The 21,750-nt window shown below is 40.9% G+C and carries 39 protein-coding genes; 37 read left to right on the top strand and 2 right to left on the bottom strand.

Going from position 1 to position 21,750, the window contains the following annotated elements:
* Nucleotides 1–48: 48 nt before the first annotated feature.
* From rplC to rpsI, 37 genes are all read left to right on the top strand, one after another.
* On the top strand, nt 49–681 hold the full coding sequence (gene rplC / locus BHU72_RS03790; RefSeq protein WP_069701305.1) for a 50S ribosomal protein L3: 633 nt from the start codon (nt 49–51) through the stop codon (nt 679–681).
* Nucleotides 682–711: 30 nt separating this feature from the next.
* On the top strand, nt 712–1,335 hold the full coding sequence (rplD, locus tag BHU72_RS03795) for a 50S ribosomal protein L4 (protein ID WP_069701306.1): 624 nt from the start codon (nt 712–714) through the stop codon (nt 1,333–1,335).
* Nucleotides 1,335–1,625 carry a 50S ribosomal protein L23 gene (rplW, locus tag BHU72_RS03800; protein ID WP_069701307.1) on the top strand — a complete coding sequence of 97 codons (291 nt, stop codon included), beginning with the start codon at nt 1,335–1,337 and terminating at the stop codon, nt 1,623–1,625. The genes rplD and rplW overlap by 1 nt, the downstream gene beginning before the upstream one ends.
* Nucleotides 1,626–1,703: 78 nt before the next feature.
* Nucleotides 1,704–2,534: a 50S ribosomal protein L2 gene (gene rplB / locus BHU72_RS03805; protein WP_069701308.1), complete on the top strand. Its 831-nt coding sequence runs from the start codon at nt 1,704–1,706 to the stop codon at nt 2,532–2,534.
* A gap of 66 nt (nt 2,535–2,600) precedes the next feature.
* On the top strand, nt 2,601–2,882 hold the full coding sequence (gene rpsS / locus BHU72_RS03810; protein ID WP_069701309.1) for a 30S ribosomal protein S19: 282 nt from the start codon (nt 2,601–2,603) through the stop codon (nt 2,880–2,882).
* 20 nt (nt 2,883–2,902) lie between these two features.
* Entirely contained in the window at nt 2,903–3,244 is a 342-nt protein-coding gene (rplV, locus tag BHU72_RS03815) for a 50S ribosomal protein L22 (RefSeq protein WP_069701310.1), read from the top strand.
* A gap of 3 nt (nt 3,245–3,247) precedes the next feature.
* Entirely contained in the window at nt 3,248–3,907 is a 660-nt protein-coding gene (gene rpsC / locus BHU72_RS03820) for a 30S ribosomal protein S3 (protein WP_069701311.1), read from the top strand.
* Nucleotides 3,908–3,909: 2 nt separating this feature from the next.
* Nucleotides 3,910–4,344, top strand: coding sequence for a 50S ribosomal protein L16 (gene rplP, locus BHU72_RS03825; RefSeq protein ID WP_069701312.1), 435 nt, complete (start codon nt 3,910–3,912; stop codon nt 4,342–4,344).
* A complete protein-coding gene (gene rpmC, locus BHU72_RS03830) occupies nt 4,334–4,534 on the top strand; it encodes a 50S ribosomal protein L29 (RefSeq protein ID WP_069701313.1) in 201 nt (66 codons plus the stop codon). Before rplP ends, rpmC begins: the two co-directional genes overlap by 11 nt.
* A gap of 29 nt (nt 4,535–4,563) precedes the next feature.
* On the top strand, nt 4,564–4,830 hold the full coding sequence (rpsQ, locus tag BHU72_RS03835; protein WP_069701314.1) for a 30S ribosomal protein S17: 267 nt from the start codon (nt 4,564–4,566) through the stop codon (nt 4,828–4,830).
* Nucleotides 4,831–4,862: 32 nt separating this feature from the next.
* The gene (gene rplN, locus BHU72_RS03840) at nt 4,863–5,231 is read left to right on the top strand and encodes a 50S ribosomal protein L14 (RefSeq protein ID WP_069701315.1); all 369 of its coding nucleotides are present in this window, start codon (nt 4,863–4,865) and stop codon (nt 5,229–5,231) included.
* Between the two features lie 36 nt (nt 5,232–5,267).
* Complete coding sequence (gene rplX, locus BHU72_RS03845; RefSeq protein WP_069701354.1) at nt 5,268–5,582, top strand: 50S ribosomal protein L24; 315 nt, start codon at nt 5,268–5,270, stop codon at nt 5,580–5,582.
* 32 nt (nt 5,583–5,614) lie between these two features.
* Nucleotides 5,615–6,154: a 50S ribosomal protein L5 gene (rplE, locus tag BHU72_RS03850; RefSeq protein WP_069701316.1), complete on the top strand. Its 540-nt coding sequence runs from the start codon at nt 5,615–5,617 to the stop codon at nt 6,152–6,154.
* 35 nt (nt 6,155–6,189) lie between these two features.
* On the top strand, nt 6,190–6,375 hold the full coding sequence (locus BHU72_RS03855) for a type Z 30S ribosomal protein S14 (RefSeq protein ID WP_069701317.1): 186 nt from the start codon (nt 6,190–6,192) through the stop codon (nt 6,373–6,375).
* A gap of 30 nt (nt 6,376–6,405) precedes the next feature.
* Nucleotides 6,406–6,804: a 30S ribosomal protein S8 gene (rpsH, locus tag BHU72_RS03860; RefSeq protein ID WP_069701318.1), complete on the top strand. Its 399-nt coding sequence runs from the start codon at nt 6,406–6,408 to the stop codon at nt 6,802–6,804.
* Nucleotides 6,805–6,828: 24 nt separating this feature from the next.
* Entirely contained in the window at nt 6,829–7,368 is a 540-nt protein-coding gene (gene rplF, locus BHU72_RS03865; protein WP_069701319.1) for a 50S ribosomal protein L6, read from the top strand.
* 61 nt (nt 7,369–7,429) lie between these two features.
* Nucleotides 7,430–7,792: a 50S ribosomal protein L18 gene (rplR, locus tag BHU72_RS03870; protein ID WP_069701320.1), complete on the top strand. Its 363-nt coding sequence runs from the start codon at nt 7,430–7,432 to the stop codon at nt 7,790–7,792.
* 33 nt (nt 7,793–7,825) lie between these two features.
* Complete coding sequence (rpsE, locus tag BHU72_RS03875; protein ID WP_069701321.1) at nt 7,826–8,323, top strand: 30S ribosomal protein S5; 498 nt, start codon at nt 7,826–7,828, stop codon at nt 8,321–8,323.
* Between the two features lie 11 nt (nt 8,324–8,334).
* A complete protein-coding gene (rpmD, locus tag BHU72_RS03880; RefSeq protein ID WP_069701322.1) occupies nt 8,335–8,523 on the top strand; it encodes a 50S ribosomal protein L30 in 189 nt (62 codons plus the stop codon).
* Between the two features lie 26 nt (nt 8,524–8,549).
* Complete coding sequence (gene rplO, locus BHU72_RS03885) at nt 8,550–8,990, top strand: 50S ribosomal protein L15 (protein WP_069701323.1); 441 nt, start codon at nt 8,550–8,552, stop codon at nt 8,988–8,990.
* A gap of 1 nt (nt 8,991) precedes the next feature.
* Nucleotides 8,992–10,284, top strand: a complete 1,293-nt coding sequence (gene secY, locus BHU72_RS03890; protein WP_069701324.1) for a preprotein translocase subunit SecY — start codon at nt 8,992–8,994, stop codon at nt 10,282–10,284.
* Between the two features lie 30 nt (nt 10,285–10,314).
* Nucleotides 10,315–10,968 carry an adenylate kinase gene (locus BHU72_RS03895; protein ID WP_069701325.1) on the top strand — a complete coding sequence of 218 codons (654 nt, stop codon included), beginning with the start codon at nt 10,315–10,317 and terminating at the stop codon, nt 10,966–10,968.
* Nucleotides 10,965–11,711 (top strand): type I methionyl aminopeptidase, encoded by a 747-nt coding sequence (gene map / locus BHU72_RS03900; protein ID WP_069701326.1) that lies wholly within the window; start codon nt 10,965–10,967, stop codon nt 11,709–11,711. The genes BHU72_RS03895 and map overlap by 4 nt, the downstream gene beginning before the upstream one ends.
* Before the next feature lie 8 nt (nt 11,712–11,719).
* Nucleotides 11,720–12,049, top strand: coding sequence for a KOW domain-containing RNA-binding protein (locus BHU72_RS03905; protein WP_069701327.1), 330 nt, complete (start codon nt 11,720–11,722; stop codon nt 12,047–12,049).
* A 5-nt stretch (nt 12,050–12,054) separates the two neighbouring features.
* A complete protein-coding gene (gene infA, locus BHU72_RS03910) occupies nt 12,055–12,273 on the top strand; it encodes a translation initiation factor IF-1 (protein WP_025028083.1) in 219 nt (72 codons plus the stop codon).
* Nucleotides 12,274–12,301: 28 nt separating this feature from the next.
* A complete protein-coding gene (rpmJ, locus tag BHU72_RS03915; RefSeq protein ID WP_069642312.1) occupies nt 12,302–12,415 on the top strand; it encodes a 50S ribosomal protein L36 in 114 nt (37 codons plus the stop codon).
* Nucleotides 12,416–12,449: 34 nt separating this feature from the next.
* On the top strand, nt 12,450–12,815 hold the full coding sequence (rpsM, locus tag BHU72_RS03920; protein WP_069701328.1) for a 30S ribosomal protein S13: 366 nt from the start codon (nt 12,450–12,452) through the stop codon (nt 12,813–12,815).
* Between the two features lie 19 nt (nt 12,816–12,834).
* Entirely contained in the window at nt 12,835–13,233 is a 399-nt protein-coding gene (gene rpsK, locus BHU72_RS03925) for a 30S ribosomal protein S11 (RefSeq protein WP_069701329.1), read from the top strand.
* 82 nt (nt 13,234–13,315) lie between these two features.
* Nucleotides 13,316–13,942 (top strand): 30S ribosomal protein S4, encoded by a 627-nt coding sequence (gene rpsD, locus BHU72_RS03930; protein ID WP_069701330.1) that lies wholly within the window; start codon nt 13,316–13,318, stop codon nt 13,940–13,942.
* A gap of 60 nt (nt 13,943–14,002) precedes the next feature.
* Entirely contained in the window at nt 14,003–14,947 is a 945-nt protein-coding gene (locus BHU72_RS03935; protein WP_069701331.1) for a DNA-directed RNA polymerase subunit alpha, read from the top strand.
* Nucleotides 14,948–14,995: 48 nt separating this feature from the next.
* On the top strand, nt 14,996–15,361 hold the full coding sequence (rplQ, locus tag BHU72_RS03940; RefSeq protein ID WP_069701332.1) for a 50S ribosomal protein L17: 366 nt from the start codon (nt 14,996–14,998) through the stop codon (nt 15,359–15,361).
* Between the two features lie 183 nt (nt 15,362–15,544).
* Nucleotides 15,545–16,363: an energy-coupling factor transporter ATPase gene (locus tag BHU72_RS03945; protein WP_069701333.1), complete on the top strand. Its 819-nt coding sequence runs from the start codon at nt 15,545–15,547 to the stop codon at nt 16,361–16,363.
* Nucleotides 16,354–17,259 (top strand): ATP-binding cassette domain-containing protein, encoded by a 906-nt coding sequence (locus BHU72_RS03950; RefSeq protein WP_069701334.1) that lies wholly within the window; start codon nt 16,354–16,356, stop codon nt 17,257–17,259. The genes BHU72_RS03945 and BHU72_RS03950 overlap by 10 nt, the downstream gene beginning before the upstream one ends.
* Before the next feature lie 3 nt (nt 17,260–17,262).
* On the top strand, nt 17,263–18,072 hold the full coding sequence (locus BHU72_RS03955) for an energy-coupling factor transporter transmembrane component T family protein (RefSeq protein WP_069701335.1): 810 nt from the start codon (nt 17,263–17,265) through the stop codon (nt 18,070–18,072).
* Nucleotides 18,073–18,091: 19 nt separating this feature from the next.
* A complete protein-coding gene (gene truA / locus BHU72_RS03960; RefSeq protein ID WP_069701336.1) occupies nt 18,092–18,835 on the top strand; it encodes a tRNA pseudouridine(38-40) synthase TruA in 744 nt (247 codons plus the stop codon).
* Between the two features lie 180 nt (nt 18,836–19,015).
* The gene (gene rplM / locus BHU72_RS03965; protein ID WP_069701337.1) at nt 19,016–19,453 is read left to right on the top strand and encodes a 50S ribosomal protein L13; all 438 of its coding nucleotides are present in this window, start codon (nt 19,016–19,018) and stop codon (nt 19,451–19,453) included.
* A 14-nt stretch (nt 19,454–19,467) separates the two neighbouring features.
* Nucleotides 19,468–19,860 (top strand): 30S ribosomal protein S9, encoded by a 393-nt coding sequence (gene rpsI, locus BHU72_RS03970; protein WP_069701338.1) that lies wholly within the window; start codon nt 19,468–19,470, stop codon nt 19,858–19,860.
* 59 nt (nt 19,861–19,919) lie between these two features.
* On the opposite strand, the gene BHU72_RS03975 is transcribed toward rpsI, so the two are convergent.
* Both BHU72_RS03975 and BHU72_RS03980 read right to left on the bottom strand, forming a co-directional pair.
* Nucleotides 19,920–21,020, bottom strand: coding sequence for a DctP family TRAP transporter solute-binding subunit (locus BHU72_RS03975; RefSeq protein ID WP_083248241.1), 1,101 nt, complete (start codon nt 21,018–21,020; stop codon nt 19,920–19,922).
* A gap of 18 nt (nt 21,021–21,038) precedes the next feature.
* Nucleotides 21,039–21,746, bottom strand: a complete 708-nt coding sequence (locus BHU72_RS03980) for a response regulator (protein ID WP_069701339.1) — start codon at nt 21,744–21,746, stop codon at nt 21,039–21,041.
* Nucleotides 21,747–21,750 lie beyond the last annotated feature (4 nt).

A 21,750-nucleotide genomic window follows, 5' to 3' on the forward strand; every position in this document is an offset into this window, starting at 1 on the left:
GTATGTTTCAAATAAAGCAAACATGCAATAAAACTGGGAGGTGCAAGCATGACAAAAGGAATCTTAGGCAAAAAACTTGGTATGACTCAAGTTTTCGGCGAAAACGGTCAAGTGTTTCCTGTGACTGTAATCGAAGCTGGACCTTGCGTAGTATTACAAAAGAAGACAATTGAGACTGATGGTTACGAAGCAATCCAAATAGGTTTTGGTGATCAAAAAGAACACCGCACAAACAAGCCTAATCTTGGACACTTCAAAAAAGCAGGATCCACTCCTAAGCGCTTCGTGAAAGAAGTAAGAGGAGTTAATCTAAGCGAGTATGAAGTAGGTAAAGCGGTTACAGTTGAAATCTTTGAAGCTGGTGAAATGGTTGATGTAACTGGTACATCAAAGGGTAAAGGTTTCCAAGGATCAATTAAACGCCATAACTTCTCTCGTGGACCAATGGCACACGGATCTCGTTATCACCGTGGACCGGGATCATTAGGATCGATTGACCCTATGCGCGTTTTCAAAGGTAGACCACTACCTGGCCGTATGGGTGGCGAAAAAGTTACTGTACAAAACCTTCAAATCGTGAAGATTGATACAGAGCGCAACTTACTTCTAATTAAAGGTGCGATTCCAGGCCCTAAAAAGTCAGAAGTTATAATCAAACAAGCGCTGAAAAGCTCGAAATAAGTAATTTTGTTCAGAAAGGAGGACTCGTAAATGCCTAAAGTAGCATTATACAACGTAAATGGAGATCAAGTGGGCGAAATCGAGCTAAGTGAAAGCGTATTTGGTATAGAGCCAAATAAAAGCGTAATCTTTGATGCAGTAGTTATGCAACAAGCAACGTTACGTCGTGGAACACATGCCGTTAAAAATCGTTCAGCAGTAAGAGGTGGAGGCCGTAAACCTTGGAAACAAAAAGGTACAGGTCGCGCTCGTCAAGGTACAATTCGTGCGCCACAATGGAAGGGCGGCGGAGTAGTATTTGGACCAACTCCTCGTAGTTATGCATATAAGTTACCGAAGAAAGTTCGTAGATTAGCGTTAAAATCAGCTCTTTCTTTAAAAGTATTAAATGATGAAATTATGGTATTAGATCAATTACACTTTGATGCACCTAAAACAAAAGAAATGATTAAGGTGTTAAGCAACTTAAAAGTAACGGATAAGACTCTTGTAGTTGGTGTAGATGAAGATATTAACCTATATCTATCAGCTCGCAACATCCCTGGAGTGAAATTTGTTCAAGCAACTGGCATTAACGTTCTAGATCTAGTTGGTCATGACAAGCTTATCATTACTAAAGACGCTGTTTCCAAAGTGGAGGAGGTGTTTGCGTAATGAAAAATCCTCGTGATATCATTAAGAGACCAATCGTTACTGAACAGTCAAGTGCGTTAATGGAGCACAACAAGTACACATTCGAGGTTGACAAAAAGGCGAACAAAACAGAGATTAAGCAAGCAATCGAAACAATCTTTGGTGTGAAAGTCTTAGAAGTTAACACTTTAAATGTAAAAGCAAAACCAAAGCGCTATGGTAGATTCTCTGGATATACAAGCGTTTGGAAAAAGGCAGTAGTTACTTTATCAGCTGATTCTAAAGCAATCGAGTTTTTCGAGGGCGTATAATCACTAGATTAGTAAAAGTTATAAGATAAGTGGATACCACTGGAATATACGAAATGAATAACAAAGGAGGGATAATCCATGGGTATTAAAAAGTACAAACCGACATCACCTGGTCGTAGAAATATGACAGCGTCTGACTTTGCTGAAATTACTACAGACCAACCAGAAAAATCTCTTCTTGCTCCTTTAACGAAGAAGGGTGGACGTAACAACCAAGGTAAACTTACAGTTCGTCATCAAGGTGGTGGACATAAGCGTAAATACCGTATCATCGACTTTAAAAGAACGAAAGATGGTATACCAGGCAAGGTTGCTACAATCGAGTACGATCCAAACCGTACATCTAATATCGCTCTTATCAACTATGCCGATGGAGAAAAGAGATATATCTTAGCCCCTAAGGGATTAAAAGTTGGGGACGTTATTATGTCAGGACCACAGGCTGATATCAAAACAGGAAACGCACTACCATTAAAGAACATCCCTGTAGGTTCAGTCATTCATAATATCGAGCTTAAGCCAGGTAAAGGTGGACAATTAGTTCGTTCTGCAGGAACTTCAGCGCAATTACTTGCGAAAGAAGGAGACTATGCAACAGTTCGTCTAACTTCTGGGGAAATGCGTTTAATCCATTCAGAGTGCCGCGCTTCCATCGGTCAAGTTGGAAACGTTGACCATGAGCTTATCAACATTGGTAAAGCTGGTCGTAATCGTTGGTTAGGAAAGAGACCTACTGTTCGTGGGGTAGTAATGAACCCTGTAGATCACCCGCACGGTGGTGGTGAAGGTAAATCACCAATCGGACGTAAGGCTCCAGTTACTCCTTGGGGTAAGCCGACACTTGGACTTAAAACAAGAAAGAAAAATAAAGCATCAACGAAGCACATCATTCGTAGACGCAAAAAATAACGCGATAAGAGAGCGGTTCGATTCTAAAGAGCGGACCGTCCGCTTGTCACGAAAGGAGGGTACTTTATGGGACGTAGCTTGAAAAAAGGCCCATTTGCAGACGATCATCTAATGAAGAAAGTCGTCGATCAAAATGAGAAGAACGAAAAGAAAGTAATTAAGACTTGGTCTCGCCGTTCAACAATATTTCCTGACTTCATAGGCCATACAATCGCAGTATATGATGGACGCAAACACGTACCTGTTTATGTTTCTGAGGATATGGTCGGGCATAAATTAGGTGAATTTGCACCAACTCGTACCTACAGAGGCCATGCAGGAGACGAGAAAAAATCTGGAAAACGCTAAGCTAGAGAGGAGGTTATCCCGTGGAAGTAAAAGCAGTTGCAAAATATGTTCGCATCGCTCCTCGTAAAGTTCGCCTTGTAGCAGATTTAATTCGTGGGAAAAGTATCGGAGAGGCGATTGCTATCCTTCGCCTTACACCTAAGGCTGCAACAGTAGCAGTGGAAAAAGTTGTTAAATCAGCGGTCGCAAATGCTGAACACAATAACAACTTGAACGTAGATGAGTTAATTGTCAGTGAAATTCGCATCGATGAAGGTCCGACATTAAAGCGTTTCCGCCCACGCGCTCAAGGTAGAGCGAGCAGGATCAATAAACGCACAAGTCATATTAGTGTGAAAGTATCTGAGAAGAAGGAGGGATAATGAGTGGGTCAAAAAGTTAGTCCGGTAGGATTGCGCGTAGGAATTATTAAGGATTGGGAATCTAGATGGTATGCTGGGAAAGATTATGCAGATTTATTGCTTGAAGATATAGCAATTCGTAAATTCGTAAGCAAGCAATTAAAGGATGCTGCAGTTTCTAAGATTGAAATTGAGCGTGCAGCAAATCGTGTAAACGTAACAGTCTTTACTGCTAAGCCAGGTATGGTAATCGGTAAAGGTGGAAGTGAAGTAGAGAATCTTCGTCTTGCGTTAACAAAGATGACAAACAAAAAAGTACACATCAACATTAACGAGATTAAATATCCGGAATTGGATGCATTTTTAGTAGCTGTGTCTATCGCACAACAACTTGAGCGTCGTGTATCTTTCCGTCGTGCTATGAAACAAGCAATTCAACGCACAATGCGTTCAGGAGCTAAAGGTATTCGTACCATGGTATCTGGTCGTCTTGGTGGAGCTGACATTGCTCGTAGCGAAAGTTATAGCGAAGGTACAGTACCTCTTCATACATTGCGTGCAGATATTGATTACGCAACTTTCGAAGCAGATACAACATTCGGTAAGCTTGGTGTGAAAGTTTGGATCTATCGCGGTGAAGTACTTCCTACTAAGAATCGTAACAGTTCGGAAGGAGGCAAATAAACATGTTATTACCAAAGCGCGTAAAATACCGCAGAGAACACCGTGGACGTATGAAGGGTGAAGCAAAAGGCGGGAAAGAAATAGCTTTCGGTGAATATGGTTTACAAGCTTTAGAGCCAGCATGGATTACAAATCGTCAAATCGAGGCAGCTCGTATTGCGATGACTCGTTATATCCGTCGTGGTGGTAAAGTATGGATCAAAATATTCCCATCAAAGCCAGTAACACAAAAGCCTGCTGAGACACGCATGGGTAGTGGTAAAGGTTCTCCGGAACATTGGGTAGCTGTAGTAAAGCCAGGAAGAATTATGTTCGAATTAGCAGGTGTTCCTGAAGAAACAGCTAGAGAAGCACTACGTCTTGCATCTCACAAATTGCCTATCAAAACAAAGTTTGTAAAACGAGATGAAATGGGTGGTGACACAAATGAAAGTTAATGACTTTCGAAATATGACCACTGCTGAAATAGAGCAAAAGATTACAACCTATAAAGAGGAACTGTTTAACCTCCGTTTTCAAATTGCTACTGGGCAATTAGATAATCCTATGCGTATCCGCGAGGTTCGCAAAAATATCGCCCGTGCAAAAACGATCCTAAGAGAAAGAGAATTAGGAATTAACGCCTAATCTTTGAAAAACGAAAGGAGGAACAAAACATGACAGAAGAGCGCAATCAACGCAAAGTGCGTGTCGGTAGAGTCGTAAGTGACAAAATGGATAAGACCATTGTTGTTGCAATAGAGACCTATGTAAATCACCCTCTTTATAACAAGCGCATCAAGAGCACGAAAAAATTCAAGGCTCATGATGAGAATAACGTAGCAAAAATTGGAGACCGTGTAAAAATCATGGAAACTCGTCCAATATCAAAAGACAAATGCTGGAGACTTGTAGAAGTCGTAGAGAAGGCAGTAATTATATAACATTTTCCTGATTCCGAAGGGAGGGAATACTCGTGATTCAAACTCAAACAAGATTGCGTGTCGCTGACAATTCAGGCGCGAAAGAGCTTATGTGTATAAAAGTACTTGGTGGAACGAAGCGTAAATACGCGAACATTGGTGATGTTATCATCTGTTCAGTAAAGCAAGCAACACCAGGAGGAGTTGTCAAAAAAGGAGACGTAGTGAAGGCAGTTGTGGTACGTACAGTTAGTGGCGTACGTCGTAACGACGGTTCATATATTCGTTTTGATGAAAACGCAGCAGTTATTATTAACGACGCTAAAAACCCAAGAGGTACTCGTATATTCGGACCTGTTGCTCGTGAGTTAAGAGATAGTAATTTCATGCGTATCATTTCACTAGCTCCTGAGGTTCTATAATTCAAAGAGCAGGTAGGAGGTGCAACTGTGGCTAAAATGCACGTTAAAAAAGGTGATGAAGTAGTAGTAATCGCTGGTAAAGATAAAGGCAAAAAAGGAAGAGTGTTAACAGCATTCCCTACAGACTCAAAAGTTCTAGTAGAGGGCGTTAACATGGTGAAGAAGCACGCTCGTCCTTCACAGCAAAATCCACAAGGTGGAATCCTAACTCAAGAAGCTCCGATCCACGTTTCTAACGTAATGATCGCAGATCCTAAGACTGGAGCTCCAACTCGAGTAGGAAAAAGCATCTTAAACGATGGTAAAAAAGTAAGGATCGCTAAAAAATCAGGCGAAGCAATAGATAAGTAGTAGACTCTCTTGCACGAAAGGAGGTAACACCTATGAATAGATTAAAAGAAAAATATCAAAGCGACGTACAAACAGCTCTGATGGAGAAGTTCGGTTATACAAGCGTGATGCAAGCTCCTCGTTTGCAAAAAGTAGTAATTAACATGGGCCTTGGTGAAGCAGTTCAAAATCCTAAGATTTTAGACTCTGCAGTACAAGAACTAACGTTAATTTCTGGCCAAAAGCCTGTTGTAACGAAAGCAAAGAAATCAATCGCTGGTTTTAAAATCCGTGAGGGTATGCCAATCGGTTGCAAAGTAACTTTACGCGGACAACGCATGTTCGAGTTTTTAGATAAATTATTTAACGTTGCATTACCACGTGTAAGAGACTTCCGTGGTGTTTCCAAAAAAGGATTTGACGGAAGAGGAAACTATACACTTGGTATTAAAGAACAACTAATATTCCCAGAAATCGAATACGATAAAGTTGATAAAGTTCGAGGAATGGACATTGTTATTGTTACGACTGCAAATACTGATGAAGAGGGCAGAGAATTACTAACACTTATGGGAATGCCATTTGTTAAGTAATTAAACCCACCAACCCAATAAGGAGGGATTACGTAGTGGCAAAAAAGTCAATGATCGTAAAATCGAACCGACCACAAAAGTTCAAAGTTCGTGAATATACGCGTTGTAAGAACTGCGGTAGGCCTCATGCAGTATTACGCAAATTTAAACTGTGCCGTATTTGTTTCCGAGAGTTTGCTTACAAAGGGCAAATCCCAGGAGTCAAAAAAGCTAGTTGGTAATTTTGGGGGCTAAGGAAGGAGGTAAACACTATGACAATGACAGATCCTATTGCTGATATGCTGACTCGCATTCGCAATGCGAATACAGTAGGTCATAAAACAGTTGAAATACCAGGCTCTAACATCAAAAAGGCAATTGCTGATATTTTGAAGAACGAAGGATTTATCAGAGATTACGAGTTTATCGAGGACGGAAAACAAGGTATAATTCGTGCGTTCCTAAAATATGGCGCAAGTGATGAGAAAGTTATTACAGGCCTTAAGAGAATTAGTAAGCCAGGTTTAAGAGTATATGCAGGGAAAGACGAGATGCCTAAGGTTCTTGGTGGACTTGGTATCGCGATCATATCTACATCACAAGGTTTAATCACAGATAAGCAAGCAAGAAAATTGAATGTTGGCGGAGAAGTGCTCGCCTACATTTGGTAATACAGCTGGAATGGAGGTGCAGGAATGTCCCGAATTGGCAAGAAACCAATTGAACTTCCAAGTGGAGTTGAAATAGTTAAAGGTGAAGATTCTATCACAGTAAAAGGTCCAAAAGGAACTCTTACAAAACACTTAAACAAAGAAATGATTGTGAACATAGAGAGTAACGAAATCACTATTGAAAGACCTTCCGACAAGAAAGATCATCGCTCATTACACGGTACTACTCGTACAGTAATTGCGAACATGATTGAAGGTGTAACAAAAGGTTTTGAGAGAAACTTAGAATTAGTTGGTGTTGGTTACCGTGCAGCGAAACAAGGCGAAAAGCTTGTGTTAAGCGTTGGTTACTCACATCCTGTAGAGATTATTGCTGAGCAAGGTCTTGAAATCGAAGTTCCAACTCAAACAAAGATTACTGTAAAAGGTATCGACAAGGAGAAAGTTGGCGCATTAGCAGCTAACATTCGCAGTGTACGTGAGCCTGAGCCATACAAAGGCAAAGGAATCAAATACGAAAACGAAAAGATTCTTCGTAAAGAAGGTAAGACAAGTAAGAAATAAGCTTGCTGATAAAAAAGCTGCTTAGTCGAAACAGTCGAAAAAGAGAAGGGAGTGAATCGCTATGGTGAAACAAGCTGCTAAATCTACTCGTCAGAGAAGACAACTACGTATTCGTAAGAACCTTCAAGGCACTGCTGCGCGTCCAAGATTGAACATTTTCCGTTCAGGCAAGCATATGTATGCTCAACTAATCAATGATGATTTGGGCGTAACATTAGCTGCTGCATCTACTCTTGACAAAGAAGTCGGACTAGAGGGTAATGGTGGAAACGTAGAAGCTGCTAAAAAAGTTGGCGCATTAGTTGCTAAGAGAGCGATTGACAAAGGCATTACTAAAGTAGTATTTGACCGTGGTGGCTTCTTATATCACGGACGTGTAAAAGCATTAGCTGATTCTGCTAGAGAAGCAGGACTAGAATTTTAATCGATAAATCACAAAGTTAGGAGGGAAAATCAATTGCGTATTGACCCGAGTAAATACGATTTTCAAGAAAAAGTCGTTAGAATTAGCCGTGTTGCGAAAGTAGTAAAAGGTGGTCGACGTTTCAGCTTCAGCGCACTTGTCATCATTGGTGACGGTCATGGTGTTGTAGGATCAGGAATTGGTAAAGCAAAAGAAGTACCTGAAGCAATCCGTAAAGCGATTGAAGATGCTAAGAAGAATCTTATTAAGGTAAACATTGTTGGCACAACAATTCCTCACCAAGTAACTGGAAAATTCGGAGCAGGTAGCGTTTTCATGAAGCCAGCATCTGAGGGTACTGGAGTAATTGCAGGTGGACCAGCTCGTGCAGTAATCGAGTTAGCTGGAATCAAGGATATCTTAACGAAGTCTTTAGGTTCTAGTAATCCTTTAAACATCGTAAACGCGACAATTGAAGGATTAGCTCGTCTAAAGAAAGCAGAAGACGTTGCTAGACTACGCGGCAAATCCGTTGAGGAGATAATTGGATAGGAGGAAGCAGAATGGCTAACAAACTGCAAATCACCCTTAAGCGTAGTACTATCGGTAGACCTGAAGATCAGAAACTTACCGTTCGCACGCTAGGGCTTCGCAAAATACATCAAACAGTTGAGCAAGCAGATAACGCAGCAATTCGTGGGATGATCAATAAGGTGTCTCATTTAGTAGAAGTAAAAGAAATCAAAGGATAATAATCCTCATACAAGGAGGTGCGAGTATGAAATTGCATGAACTACAACCATCTGAAGGTTCTCGCCAAAAACGCAAGCGCGTTGGTCGTGGAACAGGTTCAGGAATGGGTAAAACAGCTACTCGTGGTCATAAAGGGCAAAACTCTCGTTCTGGTGGTGGGGTAAGACCTGGTTTTGAAGGTGGTCAAACTCCTTTAGCACGTCGTTTACCAAAACGCGGCTTTACGAACCCAAGCAGAAAAGAAATTGTTGCACTTGATGTTGCGATACTAAACCGTTTTGCAGACGGAACAGTTGTTACACCAGAATTCTTAAAAGAGCAAGGTGTAATTAAGAACATGAGAGACGGAGTTAAGTTCTTAGGAACTGGCGATATTACAGTAAAGGTTCAAGTGAAGGCACATGCATTCTCACAATCGGCTGCAGATAAAATAGCTTCTGCTGGCGGAACTACTGAGGTGATATAACATGCAAGGTGCACTAAGAAATATCTGGAAAATCGATGACTTGCGTTCAAAGATTATATTTACTTTATTGTTATTGCTCGTATTTCGTATTGGTAGTCACATTCCAGTACCGAATGTAGATGCAAATGCTCTTAAAGCAGCAGGTGAAGCAAATAATATTTTAGGCATGTTAAATACATTTTCTGGTGGTGCACTGGCAAACTTTTCAGTGTTCGCCATGAGTATAGCACCTTATATTACTGCTTCTATCATCGTTCAGCTATTGACTATGGATGTAATTCCTAAGTTTGCTGAATGGGCTCGCGAAGGTGATGCTGGTCGTAAAAAGCTTGCTCAAGTGACTCGTTATGGGACAGTTGTTCTAGGTTTAATTCAAGCGATTGGATTATCTGTAGGATTTAACAGAATGTACCCAGGACTTGTACAAGAACCAAGCTTTTCCACTTACGCACTAATCGCCATCACATTAACAGCAGGAACTGCATTCTTAATGTGGTTGGGAGAGCAAATTACAGAACACGGTATTGGCAATGGGATATCGGTTATAATTTTTGCAGGTATAGCGGCATCAATTCCTGGTGGAATTACAACGATTTATGCACAATTGTTCTATGATAAAACTCAAGCAGAACTGTTTGTCGGACTGCTTCAAGCATTAGCAATTTTAATTGGTGTCGTCATCATCATTGCTGGGGTTATATACATTCAGCAAGGGGTTAGAAAAATACCGGTACAATATGCTAAGAGAGTTGTTGGAAACCGTATGTACGGTGGACAAAAAACGCATATTCCAGTAAAAGTTAACGCTGCCGGTGTTATTCCAGTTATTTTTGCATCTTCACTCATGTTATTCCCTTCAACAGTTGCAAGCTTTTGGAGAGGAAACGTTGTAGCCGATTGGTTCTTAAGAAATTTTGATCCAAGAGCTGGTTTATATCTTTTCTTGTTTGTCATTCTAATCATTGGATTTACGTACTTCTATACGTTTGTACAAATTAATCCTATGAACATGGCTGAACAAATGAAGAAGAACAGTGGTTTTATCCCAGGCATTCGCCCAGGTAAGACAACAGCAATGTACATCACTCGCGTGATGAATCGTATTACGTTAGCGGGAGCTATTTTCTTAGCTGCTGTGTCAGTATTACCAGTATTATTTGGGTCCATTACTGGTCTTCAAATCTACTTTGGTGGTACCGCCTTACTAATCGTAATCGGTGTAGCCCTAGATACGATGAAACAAATCGAAAACCAACTCCTTATGCGCCACTATCAGGGCTTTATTAAAAAATAAAGGCTTACAGCCTTTATGGAGGGGGATCTTATGAATATTGTACTGATGGGCTTACCTGGAGCTGGAAAAGGAACACAAGCCGAGCGTATTGTTAAGGAGTTTCATATTCCTCATATCTCGACAGGCGATATGTTCCGTGCGGCAGTAAAGGAACAAACTCCATTAGGAGTAGAAGCGAAACGATACATGGATTCAGGCCAATTAGTACCTGATGAAGTAACGATCGGAATCGTTAAAGAAAGACTAAGCAAAGCAGACTGTGAAAATGGTTTCTTGCTAGATGGTTTTCCAAGAACGGTTCCGCAAGCTGAAGCTTTAGAGAAGACATTGAATGAACTTAGTAAAGACATTGACCATGTCGTTCATATCGATGTTGATAAAGCCAAGCTATTAGTGAGATTAACTGGCCGACGTATTTGCAAGCAATGCGGAGCGACGTTCCATGTAGAATTCAATCCACCAGCAGCGGACAATGTTTGTGACGCATGTGGCGGGGAACTATATCAACGTGCTGACGATAATGCTGAAACAGTGGGGACTCGCTTAGAGGTCAATATTGCGCAAAGCGCGCCATTACTTGCCTTCTATGAGCAAAGAGGACTACTGCGTAACATCGACGGAGATCGTGAAATCAATATCGTATTTGAAGAGCTAGCTACTATTTTACGGAGTAAACATATATGATCATCTGTAAGTCTGATAATGAACTTAACCTAATGCGTGAAGCTGGCAGAATCGTTGCCCTTACACATGAGGAATTAAGAAAAGCTGTAGAACCTGGTATCACGACAATGCAATTAGACCAAATTGCAGAAGCGACGATACGCAAACACGGAGCCGAACCTTCTTTTAAAGGCTATAGTGGTTTTCCAGCAAGCATTTGCGCTTCCATCAATGAAGAACTTGTCCATGGAATTCCAAGTAACCGTGCACTAAAGGACGGAGATATTATAAGTATCGATGTTGGTGCATATATTCACGGATTTCATGGAGACGCGGCTGTTACATTACCTGTTGGTCAAATTAGTAATGAAGCAAAGAATCTGCTAGAGGTTACGGAACAATCTTTATACGAAGGAATAAGCAAAGCTTTTATCAACAACAGACTGTCAGATATTTCACATGCTGTACAACAATATGTTGAAAAATTCGGTTATTCCATAGTACGAGAATATGTCGGTCACGGTATAGGTCGTAATATGCATGAAGATCCGCAAATACCTAATTTTGGACCACCGTCCAGAGGGCCAGTGCTCAAAAAGGGTATGGTTCTAGCAATTGAGCCAATGGTCAATGTAGGAACACATCATGTGAAGACTCTACTCGATAATTGGACAGTTGTAACACAGGATGGGAAATTATGTGCACACTTTGAGCACACGGTAGCAATTACCGAAAACGGTCCAGAAATCTTAACAAAGTTATAGGTGATGATATGAAAGAAGAAGAGGGTACGATTCCCCAAATCGGTCATATTGTGAAGGTAACCCATGGGAGAGAAGCGGGAAAATGCGCGGTGGTCATTGACGTATCTGGCCATAACTTAGTAAAATTAGCTGATGGGGACAAACGAAAGTTTGACTGTCCTAAAACTAAGAATGTACGACATATAACGATTGTAGATGACCAAGTCTGTAAAGAGGTTGTTGAATCTCTCCAAGAGACAGGTCGTGTTAGTAATTCCAAGCTTCGGTTTGTTATAAACAGGTATATTGAAAGTACTGCAACCGAAAGTGATTCAGAAGCCCCAAAGAAGGGAGTGTGATGCTTGTGGCCAAAGAAGATGTGATTGAGGTAGAAGGAACGGTCATTGAACCACTGCCAAACGCCATGTTTCGAGTAGAACTTGAAAATGGTCATAAAGTATTAGCTCACGTGTCTGGTAAAATCCGCATGCACTTTATACGCATTTTGCCCGGAGATAAAGTGACAGTCGAGTTATCACCATATGACTTAACTCGTGGGCGAATTACGTACCGCTTTAAATAAAGGGTTTCACAAGAAGGAGGATAAGCACATGAAGGTGAGACCGTCTGTCAAGCCAATTTGTGAAAAATGCAAAATTATTCGCCGTAAAGGAACTGTTATGGTAATTTGCGAAAATCCAAAGCATAAACAAAAACAAGGTTAATAAATAGGAATTCCGATTGGAGGTGTCGAATCGAATGGCTCGTATTGCCGGTGTGGACTTACCACGTGATAAAAGAGTAGAAATCGCTTTAACATATATCTTTGGTATTGGTAAAGCAACTTCTAGCAAATTATTAGCAGGTGCAAACATTAACCCAGATACTCGTGTTCGTGATTTAACTGAGGATGAAGTAAACAGACTTCGTGAAGTAATCAATGCACTTAAGGTAGAAGGAGATCTTCGCAGTGAGATTTCTAGAAACATTAAGCGCCTAATGGAAATTGGTTGCTATCGTGGCCTTCGTCATCGTAGAGGATTACCAGTACGTGGACAACGTTCTAAGACGAACGCAAGAACACGTAAGGGACCTCGTAAGACAGTAGCAGGTAAGAAGAAATAATAAAGGAGGGAAAGCATAGATGGCGAAAGTAAAACGTAAGACGGTTCGTACGAAACGCCGTGACCGTAAGAATATTGAAAGTGGCCAAGCGCATATCCGCTCCACTTTTAACAACACAATCGTATCTATTACTGACACTCAAGGTAACGTTATTTCATGGGCAAGTGCAGGCGGACTTGGTTTTAAAGGGTCTCGTAAAAGCACACCATTTGCTGCTCAAATGGCTGCAGAAACAGCAGCTAAGGCATCAATGGAGCATGGAATGAAGCAAGTTGAAGTGTACGTAAAAGGTCCTGGCGCAGGTCGTGAGGCAGCAATCCGCTCCCTACAAGCAGCTGGATTGGACGTTAGCTTAATTAAAGACTCAACTCCAATTCCACATAACGGTTGCCGTCCACCAAAACGCCGTCGCGTATAATCTGCTAACTCATAGCAGAAAATAGTATGTAAAAGAAATTTGGCAATAAAGGTATAATTTTTTGGGAGGTGTCAATACTAGAATGGCAAAATATACAGGTCCATCATGCCGTCAATGCCGTCGTGAAGGCTTAAAATTATTCTTAAAAGGCGATCGTTGTTACACTGATAAGTGTGCAGTAGACCGTCGCACATATGCACCTGGTCAACACGGGCAAGCTCGTAAGAAAATTTCTGAGTATGGCCTACAGTTGAGAGAAAAGCAAAAAGCTCGTCGTGTGTATGGTATCTTAGAAGGGCAATTCCGTAAATACTACCAAGAGGCTACACGTCGTAAGGGAGTAACTGGTGAAATCCTATTACAACTTCTTGAGACACGTTTAGATAACGTAGTGTACCGCTTAGGATTTGCGGGTTCTCGCGTAGAAGCAAGACAACTTGTAAAGCACGGTCACTTTTTAGTGAATGGAAAGAAAGTTGATATTCCATCGTACCAAGTATCTGTGGGAACAGCAATCGAAGTAGCTGCTAAATCTAAAGGTTCTGAGAAGTTCAAAGAACTTAAAGAGTCAGCTGCAGGTCGTCCTACAAAAGACTGGTTAGAAGTGAATGTAGACAATCTTTCAGGTCGAGTTGTTCGTATTCCATCTCGTGATGAAATCGATATCCCAGTTCAAGAACAAATGATCGTAGAGTTGTATTCACGTTAATAACAGCCCTCGATTACGGGACGCCCGAGATTGTTAAAGTTGTAGGGAGGGTTTGAGTGAATGATAGAAATTGAAAAGCCAAAAATAGAAATAAAAGAGTATAATGATAATGGTACTTATGGTATGTTCGTGGTAGAGCCGTTAGAACGCGGTTATGGTACAACTTTGGGAAACTCATTGCGCAGAATTCTACTATCATCTTTACCGGGAGCAGCTGTAAATGCAATTAAAATCCAAAACGTGTTACATGAGTTTTCTACCATTCCAGGTGTTTTAGAAGATACCACTGAGATAATCCTTAATCTAAAGAAGCTCGCAATTAAAATTCACTCAGATGAAGAAAAAACTCTAGTAATAGATGTAACTGAAGGAAAAGAGATTAAAGCAAGTGACATCCGTGTCGATAGTGACGTAGAAATTCTTAACCCGGATTTGCACATCGCAACAGTAGCTGAGGGATTCCCTTTCTACATGGAGATCATGGCAAACCGCGGCAGAGGTTACGTTTCTGCTGAAATGAATAAAAAGGAAGATCACTCTATCGGTGTGATTCCTATTGACTCTTTGTATTCACCAATCACAAGAGTAAATTATTCAGTAGACAACACAAGAGTAGGTCAAGTGACGAACTATGACAAACTAACTCTTGAGGTATGGACAGATGGTAGCTTGCGTCCAGAAGAAGCAGTAAGCCTAGGCGCTAAAATTCTAAACGAACACGTCTCCTTATTTGTTGGACTAACAGATGAAGCAAAAGACACAGAAATTATGGTCGAAAAAGAAGAAGACAAGAAAGAAAAAGTTCTAGAAATGACAATTGAAGAACTTGATCTATCCGTTCGCTCTTATAATTGCTTAAAGCGTGCAGGTATTAATTCTGTTCAAGAGCTGATTAACAAGTCAGAAGAGGACATGATGAAAGTGCGCAACTTAGGACGTAAATCTTTAGAAGAAGTACAAGAGAAATTAGAAGAACTAGGATTTGGCTTACGTAAAGAAGACTAATCCAGTGATATAAGGAACCCATTTTGCGTACAAAAGGAGGGGAAAGTAGTGGCTTATGCTAAATTAGGCAGAACAAGCTCCCAACGCAAAGCGTTATTCAGAGATCTTGTTACAAACTTAATTATACATGAACGTATAGAGACAACGGAAGCTAAGGCAAAGGAAGTCCGCTCAATCGCTGAGAAGATGATTACTTTAGCAAAACGTGGAGATCTACATGCTCGACGCCAAGTAGCTTCATTTGTGCGTGCTAGAGAAGCTGGTGGAGAGACTAGTCAAGATGCAATCCAAAAGCTATTCTCAGACATCGCATCTCGCTACGAAAACAGACAAGGTGGTTACACTCGTATTCTAAAGATTGGACCACGTCGCGGCGATGCTGCACCAATGGTATATTTAGAATTAGTTGAGTAATAACGAAAGGCACTTGGAATCCAAGATTCTAAATGCCTTTTTTTGTACTATCAAAAGTATATTTATTTAAATGTAGATAGTATAAGTGCAACTAAGGCATTCTCTTCGCTAAAGCTTGGCGAATGCCAAGTTTTCTTTATCTTCATCTTTATCTTTCTGTAGTGGGGGAGGGGAACCTCAAAGATGTTAAAGACTGCGTATATCCAAGCGCACCAGGTAGTGTTTTACTATGGAGAAGGTGTAACTTCAGCTATCGAGGATGTTTCATTGTCTATTGAAAAAGGAACCCATATCGTAATATTAGGTGCGAATGGCTCTGGCAAATCAACACTAGCAAGGCATTTCAATGCACTTCTAGCACCCAAATCTGGTAACATACAAGTTGGTGCATATGATACTAGTGTTCCAGAGCATATATGGTCGATTCGAAAAGCCGTAGGTATGGTATTTCAAAATCCAGAAAATCAAATTGTCGCTGCCACAGTGGAAGACGATATTGTATTTGGCATGGAGAATCTAGGACTATCGAGAGAAGTCATGCAAGCAAGGCTTGAGAAAGTGTTAGCGATGTTCGACCTAGAATCTTTGCGTAAGAAAGAGCCCTATCAATTATCAGGCGGTCAAAAACAACGAGTAGCGATTGCAGGGGTTATTGCCATGGAGCCAGATGTTATTATTTTTGACGAGGCAACGTCAATGCTAGATTACGAAGGTAGACGAGAAGTGCAATCATCAATCAAGACTTTATTACAAGAGCAAACAGCAACCGTGATTCGGATTACACATGATATGGAGGAAGCGGTTGATTGTGATAGAATTTATGTCATGCATCAAGGACGAGTTGTCCTGCAAGGAAGCCCTAGCGAAGTCTTTCAGTCGGATCATTCGATTGATTCTTATCACCTTGAGTTACCTTTTGCTATCCGAATGAATAAGGAATTGAACATGTTCGAAGATATGACACTGACCTTTGATGAATTGGTGATGCAATTATGCAAATAACATTTGAGCAAGTATCGTACACCTATGGAATCAAGACACCTTATGAGGAACAAGCGTTAAAGGAAGTGAGCTTTACGATTCCGCGGCAAAAGCTGGTAACAGTTCTTGGACACACGGGATCGGGCAAGACTACAGCTCTACAACTCATCAAAGGCCTAATCCACCCAACAAGCGGAAATGTTAATTATACAGAAGGTCAGCAATCTGTTCAAGCTACTTCCAAAAAACCAAATAAAATAGACAAACAAAAACTACATGACATGTGGACAAAGATAGGTTATGTGTTTCAATACCCGGAGCATCAGTTGTTCGAAGAAACTGTCGGGCAGGATATTGCGTACGGACCAAGAAATCTTAAATATAGCGAGACAGATATTCAGGAGATTGTTCAAAATGCGCTTCGCGAAGTAGAACTAGATGCCCAACGATTTGCCGATAGATCTCCTTTTGAACTTAGTGGTGGAGAAATGAGAAGAGTTGCCATAGCAGGCATCCTTGCTATGAATCCACGGTTAATGATTCTAGATGAACCAATGGCGGGGTTAGATCCGCTTAGCAAAAGAAATCTATTAGCACGCTTGTATACCCTTCATAAACAGAATCAGTGGACGACTGTATGCGTTTCCCATCATATTGATGAACTATGGCAATATACAGACTTATTCCTAATCTTTCATAATAAACAAGTAGTTTTTCAAGGAACCAAGGAACGTCTACTGGCAGAATGGCAGCAGGGGAATACGCTGATAGAACCTCCGATGCTAGTAAAGCTTGCTATGGAACTAATCCGTAAAGGCAAGATAACAACTGCCTTATCAGAATTACACAACGTATTAGAATCGGAATCGAAGTTTGCTGATTTTTTGCGAACGGAATTGACATTGACCAAGGAGTAATCGATGATAAATCAAATCTTAATTGGACAATATGTTTCTATTGACTCTTTCTTACATCGCTTAGATCCGCGCTCGAAATTAATCAGTGTATTTCTGTTAATGATGATTGTGTTTGGCGCATATCATTGGTCGATGTATGCTGGTATCGGCCTTTTAAGTGTAATTATATATGGAGTATCGGGCATTCAGGCACGCCATTTGTACCAGGGGATGCGACCGATTCTATGGTTCGTTTACTTGACATTCTTTCTACACATTTTCATTAACAAAGAAGGAGCATTGCTGTGGCAATATAGCTTTCTGGCAGTTTACTCAGAAGGTGTGATAACAGGCGCCATAGTATCCTACCGTCTATTTCTGTTGATGTACTTCTCTACGCTCCTTACATTAACAACATCTCCGATAGAACTCACAGAGGGCATAGAAAGCTTAATGAAACCGTTAAAGCGGGTATTGCCAGTCCATGAAATTGCCCTTATGCTGACGATTTCGATTCGGTTTATTCCGACACTACTGCGAGAGACAGATAAACTAATCAAAGCTCAAACAGCACGTGGTGGATCGTTTATGCGAGGCAGTGTATTGGAACGGGTGAAGCATTTTGTGCCCCTACTGATTCCTCTCCTAATTATGAGTTTTAAACGGGCCGAAGACTTGGCTACTGCTATGGAGGCAAGAGGGTATCGTGGAGGGGACGGTAGATCAAAATACCGTCAGCTTATGTTTTCGTGGCGAGACTATCTAACGTTAGGAATGTTACTAATACTAACAAGCTTGATTATCATGCAGCTTCTTACTGGACAAGGTAAATAGACCTAAAGGGGTATGGTTGATGACGAGGTATAAAATTGTATTTGGTTATGATGGGTCTAATTTCTTAGGCTATCAAGTACAACCGAAGGGCAGAACGGTCCAACAAGAGTTAGACATAGCTTTGTCAAAAGTGTTTCAAAGTCCGATTCGCACGACGGCTTCCGGGAGAACGGACCGGGGAGTGCACGCAATGCATCAAGTGGCGCACTTTGATATTGAGACTTCCATACCCACATATAAACTGGCAAAAGTCATCAATGCTTTCCTTCCTAGTGATATTGTAGTATATCAAGCTCGGAAGGTGAAGGATACGTTTCATGCTCGTTACGATGTAATAGAAAAGACGTACTGCTATGTCATTGATAACAGGCCATATCCAGATGTTTTGCAGAGACGATATGCATTTCACATCGAGAAAACATTAGACATATCGACTATGAAAGAAGCCGCCATATATTTGTTAGGGGAGCATGATTTTACAGCATTCTGCTCGCAAAAGACGGATGTACAGGATAAGGTTCGTACGATCTATGGAATAGAAATCAAGAAAAGAAAACAGCAAATTAAAATCTATGTCACCGGGAATGGATTTCTGTATAACATGGTGAGAATCATAGCCGGAGCATTGATAGAAGTCGGCAAGGGTAACTTACTACCGATTCAAATCAAAGAGATACTCGAAACGAAGGATCGAACAAAGGGTACAATCACTGCCCCACCGCATGGTTTAAGCCTGTGGAGTGTCAAACACAAAAAACAGTAGAAAAAAACGCACGGATGCGTTGCAAAGTATTGACATTGAAATTTTGACGGGGTATAATGTTAAACGGTATTCTAAATTCCCAAGCCCCGGCGTTTAGAAGAGCCATTGTAAGAAATGAACAACTAAAAATTAACCCATATACGGGAACAGATAAAAATTTGTAAGGAGGGAACTTTTCCTATGCGTACGACATTTATGGCAAAACCAGGTAGCGTGCAACGTGACTGGTATGTAATTGATGCCGAAGGTAAGACTTTAGGACGTCTTGCTACTGAAGCAGCATCACTATTAAGAGGAAAACATAAACCTGAATTTACTCCACATATAGATACTGGTGATTTCGTTATCGTCATTAACTGTGCGAAGGTTGTATTAACAGGTAAGAAACTTGAGCAAAAGAACTACTATCGTCACTCTTTATATCCAGGTGGTCTTAAGACTACAAAAGCAAAAGACATGCTTAAGACAAAACCAGAGCTAATGGTATTCCAAGCGATTAAGGGCATGGTTCCTCACACAAAGCTTGGCGCAGCTCAAATGAAGAAATTACGCGTGTATGCTGGTGCAGAACACGAACAACAAGCACAACAACCTAAAACATGGGAACTTAATTCGTAAGGGAGGTTAGCACTTTGGCTACTGTACAATATTATGGAACTGGAAGACGTAAAAATGCCGTTGCACGTGTACGTTTAGTACCTGGCGATGGACAGATGATTATCAATAAAAGAGAAATTAACGATTACTTCGATCTAGAGACGCTAAAGCTAATTGCTAAGCAACCTCTAGTGCTTACTGAAACATTAGGAAGCTACAACGTTTTAGTAAACGTTCATGGTGGTGGCTTCTCAGGTCAAGCTGGCGCAATCCGTCACGGAATTTCAAGAGCGCTTTTACAAGCAGACCCTGAACTACGTGTAACACTTAAGCGTGCAGGATTCTTAACTCGTGACCCTCGTATGACTGAGCGTAAGAAATACGGTCTTAAAAAAGCTCGTCGTGCACCACAATTCTCAAAGCGTTAATATTACAAACAAATCCCCGGACCACTTGGTCTGGGGATTTTTATTTGCGTATGTCCGTATCATTTAGGTAGAAAGCGCATATACTCATTTCCGATTTCTGAAGTTAGCTGTTGATAAACAGGGGATAATAGTTTCTTCCACTCAGCCTTATCCGTGGCAGTTAAATAATGAACTCGTAAACGTTGTGTGCGCGTTAGATTCTCTAATTGCTCTTCATTGATTCGTTTCGCATTTACTCTAATCCACTGTGTTGTTTCTTTCATTGCTTCCTCTAATAATATCTGTATATCATCGGGTATAGCATTCCAGAACTCCTGATTCGTAATCACGGCATAACCAAGGTAGCCATGGTCACTGACAGTCAAATAATCCTGGACCTCATAAAAACGCTTCGTATAAATATTCGAAAGAGTATTCTCTTGCCCGTCTGTCATATCTTGTTCGAGAAAGCTATAGACATCTGAGAATCTAGTCACAACAGGAGTAGCACCGAATAACTCAAACTGTTTTTTTAATATATTGCTATCCATAATACGAAAGCTAAGCCCTTGGATATCGTTCAGCTTGTGGATTGGCCGTTTTTTCGTAGTCAATTGCTTAAATCCGTTATCCCACATTGTGAGACCAATCAAACCGTGTGGTTCTAGTAATGAAAACAACTTCAGGCCTAATTCACCTTCCATAGCTTGTTTGACAGCTTCCTCATCGCGGAAAGCATACGGCAAGTCGAATACTTGCCATTCAGGAATGAGATATGTCATCTTTGAAGTTGCTGGCGCAATCATTTGTACTTGGTTTTGCTGTAAGGCAGCGATTGCTGCATCGTCATCATACAGTTGTGCGTTGGGGAAAATCTGTACCTCTACACGACCATTGGTTTTAGATTCTGCTAATCGTTTGAACTTGTTGGCTGCCAAGCCCTTAGGTGTATTCTCAGCAACTACGTGGGAAAATTTAATGACAATCTTATCTTCTGGACCTACTTGCTCGAAGTCTACACCAACAACTTTTTTCCCCGAAAATAGATTGCCAGGATTCGGTGGTATCGAGCAACCTGCAAGTAACACTATGCATACTAAGATAAGCACACTGGATATGACCCAATGAAAGGAATTTCCTTGCCAAACACGATGAATATGTCGAAAGCTTTTGAGAATCATAGGATCACTCCTCTAATTTTAACGGATGGGCCGATATCGATTGACAGGCCTACCAACGCTTCCGTATTGGACCTCGAGTTTAACTTTATTAACGGTTTCTAGAAATTCTAGATATCTTCTAGCAGTGACTCGTGCGAGCCCTATACCCTCTGCGACTTCTTCTGCTGACTTTCCGTCCGTCTGCTTTAATAGGTAAAGGACGATTTGTCTAAGCGTCAACTCATTTAAACCCTTTGGTAAATCCTTCATATCCTCGAAACTAGTGGTGGATAAGGTAGAAGTAACTTCCTTCGTTGCAGGATTTCCTAGACGGTCAATCTCTTCTTGGGAAAAATATTCTTGACCACCAAGACAATCGTTCATTTGTGTATAGATGTCGAGTGCTTGTTTTAAGCGCTCGTATTTGAATGGTTTAACAATGTAATCTACAGCACCGTAACGGAAAGCCTCTTTTATGGTATAAGAATCCCTTGCGGCGGTTATTAAGATAACATCAGATGGTATCTCTAGCCGACGAAGTTCCTTGAGAATTGTTAAACCATCCATGTCCGGCAGATAAATATCTAACATAATGATTTGCGGTTTTAAATGAACCGCAGCATCGATAGCATCAGTACCAGTGCTAGCTGTCCCAACAATGTCGAAACAATTCGCGCGATCAATAAATTGCTTATGAATCTCCATTACCATAGGATCATCTTCTACGATCAACATACGTAAATTCAATGCC

This window comes from Desulfuribacillus stibiiarsenatis, assembly GCF_001742305.1.
GTDB classification, from domain to species: domain Bacteria; phylum Bacillota; class Bacilli; order Desulfuribacillales; family Desulfuribacillaceae; genus Desulfuribacillus_A; species Desulfuribacillus_A stibiiarsenatis.